Origin of the sequence: Georgenia wangjunii (assembly GCF_036421975.1) — a bacterium.
Classification (GTDB): Bacteria; Actinomycetota; Actinomycetes; order Actinomycetales; family Actinomycetaceae; genus Georgenia_A; species Georgenia_A wangjunii.
Map to the genome: position 1 here is coordinate 642,917 of NZ_JAZGON010000001.1, position 15,283 is coordinate 658,199.

Sequence of the window (15,283 nt, forward strand, 5' to 3'; positions counted from 1 at the left end):
ACTAGAAGTCCCTCGCAGTCAGTCGGTCGTCGGTCGTCGCGCCAGCCGTGGCGGCCGTGCCCCCGGAGGGAGGTGTGCCATCACGCAGTGCCAGGGTACCGAGCGCGACGAGGATAAGGATGGTGGCGGCCACGAGGCCGACCGTCACGGTGACGAGCCACACACGGTCGCTCGCGAGCTCACGCCACGTCGGGAGGTGCCAGCGCCGTTCCGAACGGCCCGCGCGGCTGCTGCGCGTGCCGCCCGGCCCGGCGGTTCCCCGACCTGGCGCTCCCGCCGCCGTGGCGCCTCGGCCCCGCCCCTTGGCGGTGCGGCTGGCGGACGCGTCCGCGGCGGGCGAGGCACTCAGCGCGCGCGCCGCGAAGAGCATGGGCACGGCGTCCGCCTCGAGCGCCCGGGCGGCGCGCAGACCCGGAACCGTCTCGGACGCGGGCGCCGGGCGCCACGTCGGGGTGCTCGGGGCGGCTGGCGCCGAGCCGGGCTCTGCGTCCCCGTCCCCCACCGGACCGGCCGGGACGAGGGCGTCCTCGAGCATGCGGGCGAGGGAGGCGCCGGAGCGGGGCCGGTCCGTCGGGGACTTGGCGAGCATCTGCTCGACGACGGCGCGCACGCGCGCCGGTACGGCGTCGGGCAGGGGTGGGAGGGGCTCGTTGACGTGCTTGAACGCGATGTCGACCTGCGAGGAGCCTGTGTACGGGCGGCGCCCGGCGAGCGCCTCGTAGGCGATGACCCCGAGGGCGTAGATGTCACCGGCGGGCGTGGCCGGGCGGCCCATGGCCTGCTCGGGCGGCAGGTACTGCGCGGTGCCCATGACCGTGCCGGCGGCCGTGATCGGCTCCTGGCCCTGCCCGAGCGAGATGCCGAAGTCGGTGATCTTCACGAGCCCGGAGCCGGTGAGGAGGATGTTCGAGGGCTTGACGTCGCGGTGGACGACACCGCCGACGTGCGCGGCGTGCAGCCCGCGGGCGACCTGCGCGAGGACGGGCACGAGCTGCTCGACGGGTACGGACCCCTCCCGCTCGAGGAGCGCGGACATCGGCTCCCCGTGGACGAGCTCCATGACGAGGTACCCGGAGCCCTCCTGCTCGCCGTGGTCGAAGAGCGCCGCGATGTTGGGGTGGGACAGTCCCGCAGCGTTGCGCGCCTCGCTGCGCAGGCGGGCGAGGAAGGTCGTGCTCCCGGTGAACTCCTCGCGCAGGACCTTGGCCGCGACCATCCGTCCCAGCGGCGCGTCCCACGCGCTCCACACCTCGCCCATGCCGCCGACTGCGATGCGTTCCCGAAGCTCGTACCGCCCGCCCAGCACGAGGCCGCTGGCCGGCCTCACGGGGTCAGCACCGCCTCGAGGACGGCGCGGGCGATGGGCGCCGCCGTCGTCCCGCCGGAGGCGAGGTCGCCCTCGCTGCCGCCGTTCTCGACGACGACGGCGACGGCGATACGCGGGTCCTCGGCCGGGGCGAAGGAGGTGAACCACGCGTGCGGGGAGGCGCCCTCGCCGGCCTGCGCGCTGCCCGTCTTGCCCGCGACGGTGACGCCGGAGATCCGCGCGTTCGTGCCGGTGCCCTGCTCGACGACGTTGACCATCATCGCGGTGAGCTCCGCGGCCGTCTCCGCCGAGACGGACCGGCCGAGCTCGGACGGCTCCGTCGTGCCGAGCACGTCGAGGTCCGGTCCCCGCTCGGTGGCGACGAGGTAGGGGCGCATGAGGACGCCGTCGTTGGCGATGGCGGCGGAGACCATGGCCATCTGGAGGGGGCTGGCGATGACGTCGTACTGCCCGATCGCCGTCATCGCCGTCTGGGCGGCGTCAAGGCCCTCGGGGTAGACCGACGGCGTGACGGTGAGCGGGATGTCGAGCTCGCGGCCGAAGCCGAACGCCTCGGCCTGCTCGCGCAGGGCGTCCTCGCCGAGCTCCATCCCCATCGCGGCGAACGGTGTGTTGCACGACTCCTGGAGGGCGTAGACGAGCGGCACCGTCGGGTTGTCCGTGCAGGGGATCCCGCCCGGGTTGCTGACGACCTGGCTCGACTGCGGCAGCTGGAGCTGGGCCGGCGCTGGCACCTGGGACTGGCTGTCGTAGTCCCCGCTCTCGAGGAGCGCCGCGGCGACGACGAGCTTGAAGCTCGAGCCCGGCGGGTAGAGGTTGCCGGCGATCGCACGGTTCGTCAGCGGGTTCCCCGGGTCCGCGAGGAGGGCGTCGTAGGCGGCCTGCGCCTCCGTCCCCGAGTGGACGGCGAGGAGGTTGGGGTCGTAGCTCGGCTTGGAGACGAGGGCGAGGATCGCGCCGGTCGAGGGGTCGAGGGCGACGACGGCGCCGCGCTGGTCCCCGAGGGCGTCCCAGGCCGCCTGCTGCGCGGCGGGGTCGATCGTCAGCTCCACCGACCCGCCCTGGGGCTGGCTGCCCGTGACGAGGTCCTGGATGCGCTGGACGAGGAGCGAGTCGTCGGTGCCGTTGAGGACGGAGTTCGCCTCGGCCTCGAGGCCGGTGAGCGAGCTGAGCGCCGCGGCGAAGTAGCCCGTCACCGGGGCGTAGAGCGGGCCCCCGGTGTAGGAGCGCAGGTAGCCGTAGACGTCGTCGACCGGGGTGGAGGAGGCGACGGCGTCGCCGGCGACGATGATCGGGCCGCGGTCCCGCCCGAACTCCCGGTAGACCGTGCGGACGTTGCGCCCGTCCGCGTTGAGGTCGGGCGCCTGGAAGAACTGCACCGAGGTGGCCGAGGCCATGAGGGCGAGGAACATGAGCGCGACGACGGCCGCGAGGCGGCGCACGGGGGTGTTCATCGCAGCCTCACCACCTCGGTGGCCGAGGAGTCGTCCCCGGCGGGCGAGCCACCGGCGTCGATCCGCACCGCGGCGCCGTCGCCGCCCGCCAGAGGGCCGATGGGCAGCTGGTCGGGGAGCGGGCCCGGGCGCCGGGCGCTGTCGGAGATCCGCAGGAGGAGCGCGACGATCATCCAGTTGATGAGGAGCGAGGAGCCGCCCTGTGCGAGGAACGGCATCGTCAGGCCGGTGAGGGGGATGAGGCGCGTGATCCCGCCGACGACGACGAAGCACTGGAAGGCGACGACGAACGCGAGGCCCGAGGCGAGGAGCTTGCCGAAGCCGTCCCGGACGCCGATCGCCGTGCGCATGCCCCGCTCGGCGAGGAGGAGGTAGCACACGAGGATGGCGAGGAGGCCCGTGAGCCCGAGCTCCTCGGCGAGGGAGGCGACGATGAAGTCCGAGTTCGCGAAGGGCACGACGTCGGGGCGTCCCTCACCCCAGCCGGTGCCCATGAGGCCCCCGCTCGCCATGCCGAACAAGCCCTGGACCACCTGGTAGGAGCCACCCGGGCTGCGGTTGTAGACCTCGGGGGAGAGGGCGTCGAGCCAGACGTCGAAGCGGGCGCTCACGTGGGGGAAGGCGGTGGCCGCGAGCGCGGCCCCGCCGCCGAAGAGGAGGAGCCCGATGATGACCCAGCTGAGCCGCTCGGTGGCGACGTAGAGCATGGCGACGAAGAGGGCGAAGAAGAGGAGCGCGGCGCCGAGGTCACGCTGGAAGACGAGGACGACGAGCGCGACGGCCCACGCGAGGAGGATGGGGCCGAGGTGGCGCAGGCGGGGCAGCTGGAGCCCGAGGAACCGGGGCCCGGCCAGCGCGAGGTTGTCGCGCTGGGTGACGAGGTAGCCGGCGAAGAAGATCGCGAGCATGATCTTGGCGAGCTCGGCCGGCTGGAACGACATCGGGCCGAGGCTGATCCAGATCCGGGCGCCGTTGATCTCCGCGCCCAGCCCCGGCACGAGGGGCAGGAGAAGGAGGACGAGCCCGGCGACCATCGCCGTGTAGGTGTAGCGGCGCAGCGTGCGGTGGTCCCGCAGGACGATGAGCACCGCGAGGGCGGCGACGGCGCCGACGGCGGTCCACATGACCTGGCGGTCCGCGAAGCCGGACGGCCGCCCGGCGGCGTCGTAGGCCTGGTCGAGCCGGTAGATCATCGCGAGGCCGATGCCGTTGAGCGCGACGACGACGGGGAGGATGACGGGGTCCGCGTAGGACGCGCGCCAGCGCAGCACGACGTGGGTGCCGAGCGCGAGGACGGCGAGCGCCCCGCCATGGGTGAGCATGCCGGTGGGCAGCTCCCCGGTCGTCGCCAGGCCGACCTGCGCGTAGGCGTACAGGCCCACGCCGAGCGCGAGCAGGACGAGGAGGAGCTCGATGCCGCGGCCGGGACGGGCGCGCTGCTGGGTGATCGTCACCATCAGGGCGCCGCTCCGCCGTCGTCGGCCGCCGCGGGCGCCGACGGCGTGGACGACGCGGGACCCGACGGGCTGGGCGTGGGGGTCGGCGCCCCGGCGGGACGCTCCGCGCGGGCCTCGTCACGCAGGTCGCTCACCCGGGCCTGCGCCTCGGCGAGGGAGGAGACGGTGATGATGCCGGCGAGGCGGTCGCGCGCGTACGCGGGGAGCTCGTCGAGCGTGAGGTCCGTCGTCGTGTGGAGCCGGGAGAGCGAGATCGGGCCGACCTCCTGGGGGATGCCCTGGTAGATCGCGACGGCGTCCTCGTTCGGTGCGAGGAAGTACTGGCCCTGGGTCCAGCGGTAACCGAGCGCACCACCACCGGCGAGGAGCGCGAGGACGAGGAGGACGGCGAGGGTGCCCCCGAGCCAGCGGCGGGCCCGGGAGCCGGTGGGCGGCTCGTCGTCGTCCGGCTCCTCGGCCTCCTCGGGCGACGCCGCCCGGGCGGCCGCGGCCAGGGTCGCTGCCCGTCCTGCGGCCCCGCTCGTGCCCCGGGTGCGCCGCAGCCGGTCCGTCGCGGCGGCTCCGACGACCTGGGGCGTGACGGACGGGGCCGTGCCGTCGGGGATGGAGTCTGTCGCGAGGACGTCGGCGACGACGCACGTGACGTTGTCGGGTCCACCCCCGCGCAGGGCGAGCGTGATGAGGTCCTCGGCGCAGCGGCCCGGGTCGTCGACCTCGGCGAGCGTCGCGGCGATCGTCTCGTCGCTGACGACGCCGGAGAGGCCGTCGGAGCACAGGAGCCACCGGTCGCCCGGGCGGGCCTCACGGACCGACTCGTCGAGGACGACGTCGCCGTCGGTGTCGCCGAGCACCCGCAGGAGGACGGAGCGCTGCGGGTGGCGCTCGGCCTGCTCGGGGGTGAGCTTGCCGAGGTCGACGAGGTGCTGGACGAAGGTGTGGTCCGCCGTCACCTGGGTGAGCGCGCCGTCACGCAGGAGGTAGGCCCGGGAGTCGCCGATGTGGACCATGGCGAGCTTGTTGCCCGAGCGCAGGATGGCTATGCACGTCGTGCCGAGGCCCGCGAGGTCCGGGTCGGTCGCGGCGCGCCCCTCGAGCTCGGCGTGCGCGGCGGCGATGGCGTCGCGGAGGTGGTCGAGCATGTCGTCGGCGCCGTGGGCCTCGTCGTCGAGGGGGACGAGGTGGGAGACGGCGACCGAGGAGGCGATGTCTCCGCCGGCCGGGCCGCCCATGCCGTCCGCGAGGACGAGGAGGTGCGGGCCGGCGTACCCGGAGTCCTGGTTGCTCGACCGGACGAGACCGACGTCGGAGCGGGCGCCGTAGCGCAGCGTGATGCTCACCGGGGCCTCAGCGCTGCAGCTCGATGACGGTCTGCCCCACCCGGACCGGCGCGCCGACGGGGACCCGAGCGGGGGCGGTCACCGGTTCCTCCCGCAGGAACGTCCCGTTCGTCGAGCCGAGGTCCTCCACCCACCACTGACCCCCCTCGGGGAAGAAGCGCGCGTGCCGGGTGGAGGAGTAGTCGTCGTCGAGCACGAGGGTGCATGCGGGCGAGCGCCCGACGAGCACCGCCGACGGGCCGAGCGGGATCGTCGTGCCCGACAGGGGTCCGTGCGTGACGACGAGCCTGCTGGGGACCCCGCGCTGGGGGGCGGGACGCCTCGGCTCGGGGCGCGGCTCCGGGCGCGCGGGTGCGCTCGCGGGCGTGCGGCGGGGGTTGCGCCGCGTCAGACGCGTGCCGAAGATGTCCCGGCGCAGGACGGCGATGGCGGCGAGGACGAAGAACCACAGCAGCACGAGGTAGCTGAGGCGCAGGAGGGTGACGACGAGCTCGCTCATGCGGGCCTCACCCTGTGCCGTCGTCGTCGTGGTCGGCGGCGCCGGTCCAGAAGAGGATGCGGGTGCGGCCGATCGTCAGGGTGTTGCCGTCGACGAGCGTCGCGGCCTCGATGCGGTGGCCCTCGACGAACGTGCCGTTCGTCGAGCCGAGGTCGGTGGCGATCGTCCCGTTCGGGGTCATACGGATCTCGAGGTGGCGGCGGGAGACGCCCGTGTCCTCGACGACGATGTCTGCCTCCGTGCCACGCCCGAGGACGGTGACGGGGCCGGTGAGGATGTAGCGCTGGCCGTCGATGTCGACGATGGGGTGGCGCGCGGACGCGGCACTCGACGTGGCCGGCGCGACGCTGCCCCGGCGGGTGGCGGAGGTGACGGTGAAGCGGCCGGTGCTCAGCGCGTCGTCGATGACGAAGGCGACCTCGACCGGGCCGACGAAGGCGTACCGCTGAGAGGTGGCGTGGTCGGTCGCGGCGGTGGCGATCTCCTCCGCGAGGGCGTCCGAGCCCCAGGAGTCCACCTGCGCGTGATCGGACGGGCTCAGGTGCACGGTGAAGTCGTTGGGCACGACGGTGCGGTCGCGGGTGAGGGCGGCGGCGCGGTCGTCCATCTCCCGGCGGACGGCGCTCGCGATCTCGACGGGCTTGACCTCACTGCGGAACGCCTTGGCGAAGGCGCTGTTGACGACGTTCTCCACCCTCTTCTCGAAGCGGTCGAGCACTCCCACGATGCACCTCCTCCCGCGCCTGGCTGCGTGCGGCCTCGGTGTGCGTGCGACTGCCGGAGCGGTGCCGCGCGCTCCACGCCCCATGATCGTAACGATCCCGCATCCATCGTGGCGCATCGGGTGGGTCGTGGCGGCCCGCGGCGGGCTCTCCCGCCGCCTGTGCACCGGCGCCGGCGCGTCGATCTTGACCCGCGCAGCAGGCGGATCCTCCTGCCTCTCCGTCGTGCGGGAGGGGGTCCTCGGCGCCCTTCTCGTGAGCATCGGGGAGCGCCGACTCGGGAACCATGCCTGCTCCGACGGCAGACGGAGCGGGTAGGCGCTCGGCAAGCGCAGCGGGGCGGCGCAGCGCAGGGAGGGCGCCAGGCGCGTGCTAGCGTTAGCGACGCTGTTTCGGCAGCATGCGCGAGTGGCGGAATAGGCAGACGCGCACGGTTCAGGTCCGTGTGCCCGAAAGGGCGTGGGGGTTCAACTCCCCCCTCGCGCACCACATGAAGCGGCAGGACCCCAGGGGAATCCAGGGGTCCTGCCGCTTCGTCGTTGGTCGATCTGCCGAACGACTTGCCGATCGGGCCCTACCGTGGCGAGCGGATCGGGAGCTCCCACACACCGCTACGCCGCCTGCGGCCCGTCGCTCCGGGTGCTCGGGTCCTCGCCGATCCGCAGCAGCGGGAGGTGCTCGACCCGGTGCGCGGCGTGCGTGAGCCCGCGGCTTACGGTGCGCAGCGCGGGTGCCACGCGCTGCGGGCCGCGGCGTGCGCCCGCATCGAGCAGGTCGCGCAGCCGGTCGAGTATCGAGAGCGGCACCGCGGAGATGACGTTGCCCGGGGGCCGGCGCGCGACGACCGGATGAGCACGGGTCGGGGCGACGCGCCGGACCACCTCCCACAGCGCGCCGAGCCGGCGGAGGTCTCGGGCGCTCACCGCCTCCTGCAGGCGCGGGAGCAGCACGTCCTCCTCGTCCCGGACGTCCTCGCGCAGCACCGCCGTCAGTCGCTCGAGCACCGCCGCGCGCTCGGGTGCGTCGTGCCCCATGTCCTCGAGCCGTGTGACGAGCTCGTTGACCTCCTGGTGCTCCTGCTCGACGTCGAGGCTCAGCTCGTGGCCGTCGGGGAGCACGCGGCGCAGCGTCGGCCACAGGACTGCCTCCTCGGCGAACGCGTGCGGGAAGACCAACCGGTAGAGCCGCTGCAGCACCGCATCCTGGCTCTCGCCGCTCGTGCGGTGGAGGTCGTGCAGGAGCCTGTCGAGCGTCACGTGGTCCTTGCGCTGGCGGGCGAGGACGCTCACCGGCCCGCCGAGCTCCGTCACGCTCTGGTCCGCGATGGATCGTGACATGGTGCCTCCTCGTTCGTGCGTCCTCCGACGCTAGGCCGACTCCCGACCGAGCGCGCGGCATTCCGGGCGCCGCCTCCCGGTGAGGCGTGCGCTGGGGCGGCTACGCTGCCGCGATGCGCGTAGCGGTCCGGTTCGCGGGAGTCGCCCTCGCGCTCGCGGCCCTCGGCGGATGTGGGACAGCCGATGACGGCGGCGGGTCGCCGCCCCGTGCGGCAACGCCGTCCGCCGGTACCGGCGCATGGTGGCAGCCCGAGGCCGGCACGCCCGTGTGGCAGTACCAGCTCACGGGCACGTTCGACCCCGACGTCCGCGCGGACATCTACGACGTCGACCCGGACGCGGTCGACGCGGCCACGGTCGCCGAGCTGCAGGACCGGGGGAGCCGCGTGCTCTGCTACCTCTCGGTCGGCTCGCTCGAGGAGTGGCGCGCCGACGCCGACGACCTGCCGGCCGACGTCGTCGGCGAGCCGCTCGTCGGGTGGCCGGACGAGCACTGGCTCGACGTGCGCGAGCGCGACGTCCTGCTCGAGCGGGTCGGGCCGCGCCTGCGGCGCTGCGCGGACGCCGGGTTCGACGGCGTCGAGCTCGACAACATCGACGCGTACGCCAACGAGACCGGCTTCCCCCTCACGACCGAGGACGAGCTCGCCTACGTCCGGGCGCTTGTCCACGCGGCCCACGCCGAGGGGCTCGCCGTCGCCCTCAAGAACGCTCCCGAGCTCGTCGAGGCGCTCGCCCGCGACGTCGATCTCGCCGTCGTCGAGGAGTGCTTCGCGCAGCGATCCTGCGACGACTACGCACCGCTCGTGCAGGCGGGCAAGCCGGTCCTCGCCGTCGAGTACGGGCCGCTCGCGCCGCACTGCGCCGACGCGCGCGAGGGCGGGTTGAGCCTCATCGGCAAGGACCTCGACCTCGGGGCGGGGCGGGAGACCTGCTGACCGGGCGGTCGGGCGACGGGCGACCGGTCGTCCGAGCGCCGTCCGGGACGACGGCGTACGGTGAGTCCGTGTTCGACGAGGTCGCCCAGATCTTCGAACCGGGGCTCAAGCACCTGTTCGACGAGCGCGAGCGCCAGCGTCACGAAGTCCAGGTCCCGGGCGACGCGGCGCCGCCGAACCGTATCGATCTCGAGTCCGGTGTCGTCTACGTCGACGAGGTCGCCGAGCCCGACGACGGGACGCCCGGCTCCGCCTGAGGCGCCCCCCGGCGTGCCTCCGGGCCCTCGGCCCCGCCCGCGCGCCCTGGTGCCCCGGCGCGGTCGGCCGAGACGACGACCTGCTCGACGGCCTCGGCCATCGCCGCGAACCCCTGCGCGAGCGCGCGCAGGCCCTCGACGTCCATCTCGCTCAGGACCCGCGCGCGCACCTTCTCGCCGGCGTTCTCGAGCTCGATGACGGTGCGCTCGCCCTCGGCGCTGAGGGCGACGAGCCGCACTCGCCGGTCGGCGGGGTCCGTGCGCCGCTCGAGCATCCCCCGCTTGACGAGGCGGTCGACGACGCCGGAGACGGTCGGCATGGAGACGCCGAGCCGGCGCGCGAGGTCGTGTCCCCCCAGCGGGCCCTCGAGGCGCAGGAGCATGAGGACCTTGAGCTGCTGGATCGTCAGGGTGGTCCGGAGCATCGGCGCGGTGCGCTCCCGGGCGAGCAGCCGCGTGATCGCGTCCTGGGCGCGGGAGACCTCGGCCATGAGGTGCGCCTTCTCGTCCACGGGGTAACCTTACTTCGCTTTGCCCTAAGTAATCGTCTCGTTCTCCTGGAGCTCGTGTGGCGCACCTCGCCCGGTTCAGCCTGTCCAACCGGGCGCTCGTCGCCCTCGCCACCATCTTCGCCGTCCTGGGCGGACTGTGGGCGACCTCGACGCTCAAGCAGGAGCTCATCCCCTCGCTCGACCTGCCGATCGTCGGCGCCGTGACGACGTACCCGGGCGCGGCGCCCGACGTCGTCGAGCAGCAGGTGACCGACCTCGTCGAGCAGGCCGCCGGCTCCGTCGCCGGCCTGGAGTCGACGACGTCGACGTCGAGCGCCAACGTCTCCGTCGTCATGCTCGCCCTCGAGTACGGCACCGACGCCGCCGGCGCGCAGCAGGACTTCGAGGCGGCGATCAGCCGACTCTCCTCCGTCCTCCCCGAGGCGGCGGACACGCAGGTCATCTCCGGCGGCATCGACGACCTTCCCGTCATCCAGCTCGCCGTGACCGCCGACGGGGACCCGGCCGCCACGGCCGAGGCGCTCGAGACGGTCGTCGTGCCCGAGCTCGAGCGCATCTCCGGCGTCCGCGACGTCACCCTCACCGGCACGACGGAGGAGGAGATCGTCATCGACGTCGACCTCCCCGCCCTCGCCGCGGCAGGACTCACCCCCGAGGCGATCGGCGGCACCCTCACCGCCAACGGCGTCGTCATCCCCGCCGGGTCCCTCACGAGCGAGGACCAGACCCTCAGCGTCCAGGTCGGCTCGCGCCTCACGAGCGTCGACGAGGTCGCGGCGATCCCGCTCCCCACCGCCGCCGGTCCCGTCCGCCTCGACGCGCTCGCGGACGTCTCCGCGAGCGACGTCGCCCCGACGAGCTTCACCCGCACGGACGGCCAGGCGAGCTTCGGTATCGCCATCACGAAGACCCCGGCCGGCAACACCGTCGAGGTCTCCGACGCCGTCCAGGAGCTCCTCCCGGACCTGCGCGCCACACTCGGCGCGGGCGCGCAGACCGTCGTCGTCTTCGACCAGGCGCCCTTCATCGAGCAGTCCGTCGAGGACCTCGCCGTCGAGGGCCTCCTCGGCCTTCTCTTCGCGGTCATCGTCATCATGCTCTTCCTGCGTTCGGTCCGGGCGACGTCCGTGACCGCGGTGTCCATCCCGCTCTCGCTCGTCGTCGCGCTCATCGGCCTCAAGGTCGTCGGGTTCTCCCTCAACCTCTTCACGCTCGCGGCACTGACCGTCTCCATCGGGCGCGTCGTCGACGACTCCATCGTCGTCATCGAGAACATCAACCGGCACCTCAGCTACGGCAAGGACCGGCGGACCGCCATCCTCGACGGCGTGCGCGAGGTCGCCGGGGCGATCACGTCCTCGACGATCGCGACCGCCGCCGTCTTCGTCCCGATCGGGCTCGTCGGTGGCATGGTCGGCGAGCTCTTCCGGCCCTTCGCCTTCACGGTCGCGCTGGCGCTCCTCGCCTCCCTCCTCGTCGCGCTGACGATCGTGCCCGTCCTCGCCTGGTGGTTCCTCAAGGCACCGGCCGACGGCGCGGACGCCGCCCGCGCGCGCACCGCGGCGGAGGAGAAGGAGCGCCGCGGGGCGCTCCAGCGCGGCTACGTGCGCTCGCTGCGCGGGGTGCTCGCCCGCCCCGTCGTCACGTCCGTCGTGGCCGTCGCCATCCTCGCCGGCACGGTCGGCCTGGCAACCCAGCTCGAGACCGAGTTCATCGGCGACACGGGCCAGAACACGCTCAGCGTCACGCAGTCCATGCCGGCGGGGACGTCCCTCGAGGCGATGGACGCCGCGGCCGCGCGCGTCGAGGAGGTCGTCGGCGAGATCGACGGGCTCGAGACGTACCAGGTGACCGGCGGGTCCGGCGGCGGTGCGTCGGCCTTCCTCGGCGGCGACGGCAGCACGACGTTCTCCCTCACCCTCGAGCTCGAGACGGACGCCGTCACGGCCGAGGAGGAGCTGCGCGCCGGGCTCGCCGACCTCGACGGCGTCGGCGACGTCACCGTCTCCGCCGGGATGGCCGGCTTCGCCGGTGGCCTCGAGGTCATCGTCTCCGGCGCCGACGGCGAGACCGTCCGGGAGGCCGCCACGCAGGTCGAGGACGCCGTCCGTGGCCTCGACGGCGTCACCGACGTCGCCTCCAACCTCGCGGCCGACCTGCCCACCATCGCGGTGAGCGTCGACCGCGAGGCCGCCGCCGCGGCGGGCCTCACCGAGGCCCAGGTCGGCCAGACCGTCTCCGCTGCCCTCAGCGGCACGACGATCGGCTCGATCAACACGCCGGACGGCGCGAGCGACCTCGTCATGCGGACCGGTGAGGCCCCCATGACCCTTGACGAGCTGCGTGCGCTACCCCTCGCCGGGCTCGCCGGTCCGGTCGTCCTCGACGCCGTCGCCGACGTCGACGAGGTCACCCAGCCGGTGACGATCACCCGGGCCAACGGCCTGCGGTCCGCCACCATCACCGCCGCGGTGACCGCCTCGGACCTCGGCGCCACGACGGCCGCGCTCGAGGGCGCCCTCGACGGGCTCGACCTGCCCGACGGCGTCAGCGCCGAGATCGGGGGCGTCAGTGCCCAGCAGGACGACGCGTTCGCCAACCTCGGCCTCGCCCTGCTGCTGTCGATCGCCATCGTCTACGTCGTCATGGTCGCGACGTTCAAGTCGCTCGTCCAGCCGCTCATCCTCCTCATCTCCGTGCCGTTCGCGGCGACGGGAGCGATCGCGCTGCTGCTCCTGAGTGGGACGCCGCTCGGCGTGCCGGCGCTCATCGGCGCGCTCATGCTCGTCGGCGTCGTCGTCACCAACGCCATCGTCCTCATCGACCTCATCAACCAGTACCGCCGTCAGGGCATGGGCCTGCGCGAGGCGATCGAGGAGGGCGGGCGCCACCGCCTGCGGCCCATCCTCATGACCGCGGCCGCGACGATCGGCGCGCTCACACCCATGGCCATCGGCCTGACGGGAGGCAGCGCCTTCATCTCCCAGCCGCTCGCGCTCGTCGTCATCGGCGGGCTCATCACCTCGACCGTCCTCACCCTCCTCCTCGTCCCCGTCTTCTACTCCCTCATCGAGGGCCGGACGGAGCGGCGCCAGGAGCGGCGCGCCGGACGGCACGCGATGACGGGCGACGCCGCCGCGACGTCCGGAGCCGACGAGGACGTCACGACCGCCGCGCACGCCTAGCCGGGCGGCGAGCGGCGCCGTAGCCTCGGGGCGTGAGCACCTGGAGCGAGCTGGAGACGAGCCTCACCGCCGCGATCGCGGGTCTGGCGGACGACGCGTGGGTGACGCTGGAGGCCCCGCCGCGCGAGGCGGCAGTGCCGCCGGCGGACGACGCCCCGGCGGGTGGGCGCCTGCGCCGCCTCTTCGGCGGGGGCAAGGGTGCTGCTCCCGGAGGGATCGTCCTCCAGCTCCGTCGCCAGGGCACGTACCTCTACGGCGAGTGCACCGGAGGGCCGGCCGTCGGTGGGGACTTCGGCTGGACGGACGCCGAGCACACCGCGCTCCTCGGGCTCGGCTGGGGCACGCCGCCGCACATCGGCGCGCGGGTGTACCTGCGGCACTTCCCCGGCGACGACGGCCCTCCGCCCGCCGAGTACCTCGAGGACGGCCTCGCGGACGAGGCGGTCACGCTCGTCGTGCGGACCCTGCGCGACGTCTACGGCCTCACCGCGCCGGAGACCGTCACGCTGACGGGGCCCTGACGCGCCACCGCCGAGCGCGGCCGGCCACGGCAGGCGCCGTCGTCGGCCACCGGTGGGCGACGCGCTGCCACGGGGGAGGTGACGGCGCCCGGCCGTAAGTGCGGGACGAGCCCTACGCGAGCGGGACGCGGGCTCCCACGGCGTCGGCCGGCTGGAGCTCGTCGTCGGTCGGCAGGATCCCGACGAGGCGTTTCCACAGGGCGGTCGCGGTGGTCGGGACGAGCTGGGCGCCCGTCGCCGCGGCCCAGCTCGCCTCGACGGCGCCGGCCCCGGTGTCGACGACGGTGAGCTGGCGCCCCACCTGGGTGCCTTCGGTGCCCACCCAGAGCACGTCGAGGCGCCAGGCGCGCCACCGCTCGGTCCGCAGGGCCTCGGCCCAGGCGTGCCAGGACTCCGGTGCGCGCCCGGCGAGGTCGTCCGCGGCCATGGCCCGGGTGCGGGCGTCCGGCGCGAAGAGGGCGGCGAGGGCCTCGACGTCGAGCTCGGCGGACCCTGCGGCGAGCCGAGGGCGCACCGCCAGGCGGGCGAGGCGGGCGACCCCGGCGGCGACGAACTCCGGCGGGGTGAGGAGCACCTCGTAGACGTCGTCGCGGACGTGGGCGAAGGTGACGAGCGCGCCCGGGGAGGCCCACGTGCGGTGCACGCTCACCCCGCCGGCACCGCCCACGGTGAGGGCGAGGTGGCAGAAGGGCCGCCCGAGCGCGTCGGCGACGGGCGCGAGCGCGGGATGGAGCGCCTCGCCCTCGATGACGCCCGCACGTGCGAGCCTCTCGCCGGCCGCACCGTCGCCGTCGTCGAGCCACGCGCGCAGCACGCCGACGCCGGCCTCGTCGAGGAGGAGGCGCCCGGTCGTGACGTCCCAGTCGATCCTCATGCTCAGCTCCCGTCCGCCGCCGCGCCGGGTGCCGTGTCGGTCGGCTCGCCGTGGATCTCGAGGCTGGCGACGCTCCGGCCGATGACGGGTGCCTGCTCGAGGTAGCGCATCGTCGCGCACGTCGCGGTGAGGGTGATCCCGGTCGTCCCGACGACGGTGACCCACTGCTCCATCGTCAGCGACTTGTTGTCCTTGCTCGCGTGGTGCGCGAGGCGCCGCGCGCCCTCGTGCCCGGCGACGATCGTCATCTCGAGGTCGAGGAGGAGGTAGTCCTCGAGCGTCGACGGCAGGAGCCGGTCGGTGTCCCGCTGCCAGTCCTTGAGCGTCGCGCCCTCGCCCAGCGCCGAGTAGGTGACGACGATGTTCGTGCGGAAGCCGGGCTCCGGCTCGACCGCGACGAGGGGGATCCCGCGGACGTCGTGGTGGACCTCCCACGAGTCGGGCACGTCCAGGCTCAGGCTCCCGTCGTTCGTCGTCACGGTGGTGATCGCACTCGCGCTCATGCTGCTCATCTCTGTCTGCCCGTGGTGCGCCGCCCGCGCAGCCATCGGGGGAGGTACCAGGTGGGGACATTGAGCTGGAGCCCGCCCCAGAGGCCGAGGACGGCACCGAGGAGGACGAGGGGGACGAACGCCAGGGTCCACCTCGTGCCGGGGTCGTAGGCGTCGTAGGCCAGGAGGGGGCCGAGCGCCACGAGGAACAACCCGACCGCCGGCAGGAAGAAGAGGACGGCACGCTCGTCGAGCGTGGCGCCGTCACCGCGCCCCGCCCACCAGCGCGCGCCCTGGCTGCGGCCGGCGCGGCACCACAGGACGAAGCCGACCAGGGCGGCGCCGGCCACGACGCACAGCATTGACCACATG

General features: G+C 74.0%; 15 protein-coding genes and 1 tRNA gene. 5 read left to right on the forward strand and 11 right to left on the reverse strand.

Annotated features, from left to right (window positions below; translation table 11 throughout):
* Position 1 precedes the first annotated feature (1 nt).
* Genes V2J63_RS02925 through V2J63_RS02950 form a run of 6 tightly spaced genes read right to left on the reverse strand, consistent with a single transcriptional unit; the run spans position 2 to position 6,798 of the window.
* Positions 2 to 1,327: a serine/threonine-protein kinase gene (locus V2J63_RS02925; RefSeq protein ID WP_331229473.1), complete on the reverse strand. Its 1,326-nt coding sequence runs from the start codon at positions 1,325 to 1,327 to the stop codon at positions 2 to 4.
* Entirely contained in the window at positions 1,324 to 2,781 is a 1,458-nt protein-coding gene (locus V2J63_RS02930) for a peptidoglycan D,D-transpeptidase FtsI family protein (RefSeq protein ID WP_331229474.1), read from the reverse strand. Before V2J63_RS02930 ends, V2J63_RS02925 begins: the two co-directional genes overlap by 4 nt.
* Complete coding sequence (locus V2J63_RS02935) at positions 2,778 to 4,238, reverse strand: FtsW/RodA/SpoVE family cell cycle protein (RefSeq protein WP_331229475.1); 1,461 nt, start codon at positions 4,236 to 4,238, stop codon at positions 2,778 to 2,780. The genes V2J63_RS02930 and V2J63_RS02935 overlap by 4 nt, the downstream gene beginning before the upstream one ends.
* Positions 4,238 to 5,575, reverse strand: a complete 1,338-nt coding sequence (locus tag V2J63_RS02940; protein WP_331229476.1) for a PP2C family protein-serine/threonine phosphatase — start codon at positions 5,573 to 5,575, stop codon at positions 4,238 to 4,240. Before V2J63_RS02940 ends, V2J63_RS02935 begins: the two co-directional genes overlap by 1 nt.
* A gap of 7 nt (positions 5,576 to 5,582) precedes the next feature.
* Entirely contained in the window at positions 5,583 to 6,074 is a 492-nt protein-coding gene (locus V2J63_RS02945; protein ID WP_331229477.1) for an FHA domain-containing protein FhaB/FipA, read from the reverse strand.
* A 7-nt stretch (positions 6,075 to 6,081) separates the two neighbouring features.
* Entirely contained in the window at positions 6,082 to 6,798 is a 717-nt protein-coding gene (locus V2J63_RS02950; RefSeq protein ID WP_331229478.1) for an FHA domain-containing protein, read from the reverse strand.
* A gap of 400 nt (positions 6,799 to 7,198) precedes the next feature.
* On the opposite strand from V2J63_RS02950, the gene V2J63_RS02955 reads away from it, so the two are divergent.
* Positions 7,199 to 7,285 (forward strand) — tRNA-Leu (locus V2J63_RS02955).
* 122 nt (positions 7,286 to 7,407) lie between these two features.
* Here the strand turns inward: V2J63_RS02955 and V2J63_RS02960 are convergent.
* Complete coding sequence (locus V2J63_RS02960; RefSeq protein WP_331229479.1) at positions 7,408 to 8,133, reverse strand: hemerythrin domain-containing protein; 726 nt, start codon at positions 8,131 to 8,133, stop codon at positions 7,408 to 7,410.
* A gap of 113 nt (positions 8,134 to 8,246) precedes the next feature.
* Between V2J63_RS02960 and V2J63_RS02965 the strand changes: the two genes are divergently transcribed.
* Positions 8,247 to 9,071, forward strand: a complete 825-nt coding sequence (locus tag V2J63_RS02965; RefSeq protein WP_331229480.1) for an endo alpha-1,4 polygalactosaminidase — start codon at positions 8,247 to 8,249, stop codon at positions 9,069 to 9,071.
* Positions 9,072 to 9,139: 68 nt separating this feature from the next.
* On the forward strand, positions 9,140 to 9,328 hold the full coding sequence (locus V2J63_RS02970; protein ID WP_331229481.1) for a DUF6191 domain-containing protein: 189 nt from the start codon (positions 9,140 to 9,142) through the stop codon (positions 9,326 to 9,328).
* On the opposite strand, the gene V2J63_RS02975 is transcribed toward V2J63_RS02970, so the two are convergent.
* The gene (locus V2J63_RS02975; protein WP_331229482.1) at positions 9,277 to 9,840 is read right to left on the reverse strand and encodes a MarR family winged helix-turn-helix transcriptional regulator; all 564 of its coding nucleotides are present in this window, start codon (positions 9,838 to 9,840) and stop codon (positions 9,277 to 9,279) included. The two genes, V2J63_RS02970 and V2J63_RS02975, sit on opposite strands and share 52 nt — an antisense overlap.
* Positions 9,841 to 9,896: 56 nt before the next feature.
* Here V2J63_RS02975 and V2J63_RS02980 point away from each other — a divergent pair, with 56 nt between their 5' ends.
* Both V2J63_RS02980 and V2J63_RS02985 read left to right on the forward strand, forming a co-directional pair.
* The gene (locus tag V2J63_RS02980) at positions 9,897 to 13,025 is read left to right on the forward strand and encodes an efflux RND transporter permease subunit (protein WP_331229483.1); all 3,129 of its coding nucleotides are present in this window, start codon (positions 9,897 to 9,899) and stop codon (positions 13,023 to 13,025) included.
* 32 nt (positions 13,026 to 13,057) lie between these two features.
* On the forward strand, positions 13,058 to 13,546 hold the full coding sequence (locus V2J63_RS02985) for a TY-Chap domain-containing protein (protein ID WP_331229484.1): 489 nt from the start codon (positions 13,058 to 13,060) through the stop codon (positions 13,544 to 13,546).
* Between the two features lie 112 nt (positions 13,547 to 13,658).
* Here the strand turns inward: V2J63_RS02985 and V2J63_RS02990 are convergent, their stop codons facing one another.
* Genes V2J63_RS02990 through V2J63_RS03000 form a run of 3 tightly spaced genes read right to left on the reverse strand, consistent with a single transcriptional unit; the run spans position 13,659 to position 15,282 of the window.
* Entirely contained in the window at positions 13,659 to 14,420 is a 762-nt protein-coding gene (locus tag V2J63_RS02990; RefSeq protein WP_331229485.1) for a hypothetical protein, read from the reverse strand.
* A gap of 2 nt (positions 14,421 to 14,422) precedes the next feature.
* Positions 14,423 to 14,923, reverse strand: a complete 501-nt coding sequence (locus V2J63_RS02995) for a hypothetical protein (protein ID WP_331229486.1) — start codon at positions 14,921 to 14,923, stop codon at positions 14,423 to 14,425.
* 5 nt (positions 14,924 to 14,928) lie between these two features.
* Positions 14,929 to 15,282, reverse strand: a complete 354-nt coding sequence (locus V2J63_RS03000; RefSeq protein ID WP_331229487.1) for a hypothetical protein — start codon at positions 15,280 to 15,282, stop codon at positions 14,929 to 14,931.
* Position 15,283 lies beyond the last annotated feature (1 nt).

What these genes read in the sequence shown, in the direction of transcription:
- V2J63_RS02990 (WP_331229485.1), bottom strand. Translation starts at nt 14,420, where the DNA reads ATGAGGATCGACTGGGACGTCACGACCGGGCGCCTCCTCCTCGACGAG.
- V2J63_RS03000 (WP_331229487.1), bottom strand. Translation starts at nt 15,282, where the DNA reads ATGTGGTCAATGCTGTGCGTCGTGGCCGGCGCCGCCCTGGTCGGCTTC.
- V2J63_RS02965 (WP_331229480.1), top strand. Translation starts at nt 8,247, where the DNA reads ATGCGCGTAGCGGTCCGGTTCGCGGGAGTCGCCCTCGCGCTCGCGGCC.
- V2J63_RS02995 (WP_331229486.1), bottom strand. Translation starts at nt 14,923, where the DNA reads ATGAGCGCGAGTGCGATCACCACCGTGACGACGAACGACGGGAGCCTG.
- V2J63_RS02935 (WP_331229475.1), bottom strand. Translation starts at nt 4,238, where the DNA reads ATGGTGACGATCACCCAGCAGCGCGCCCGTCCCGGCCGCGGCATCGAG.
- V2J63_RS02960 (WP_331229479.1), bottom strand. Translation starts at nt 8,133, where the DNA reads ATGTCACGATCCATCGCGGACCAGAGCGTGACGGAGCTCGGCGGGCCG.
- V2J63_RS02930 (WP_331229474.1), bottom strand. Translation starts at nt 2,781, where the DNA reads ATGAACACCCCCGTGCGCCGCCTCGCGGCCGTCGTCGCGCTCATGTTC.
- V2J63_RS02945 (WP_331229477.1), bottom strand. Translation starts at nt 6,074, where the DNA reads ATGAGCGAGCTCGTCGTCACCCTCCTGCGCCTCAGCTACCTCGTGCTG.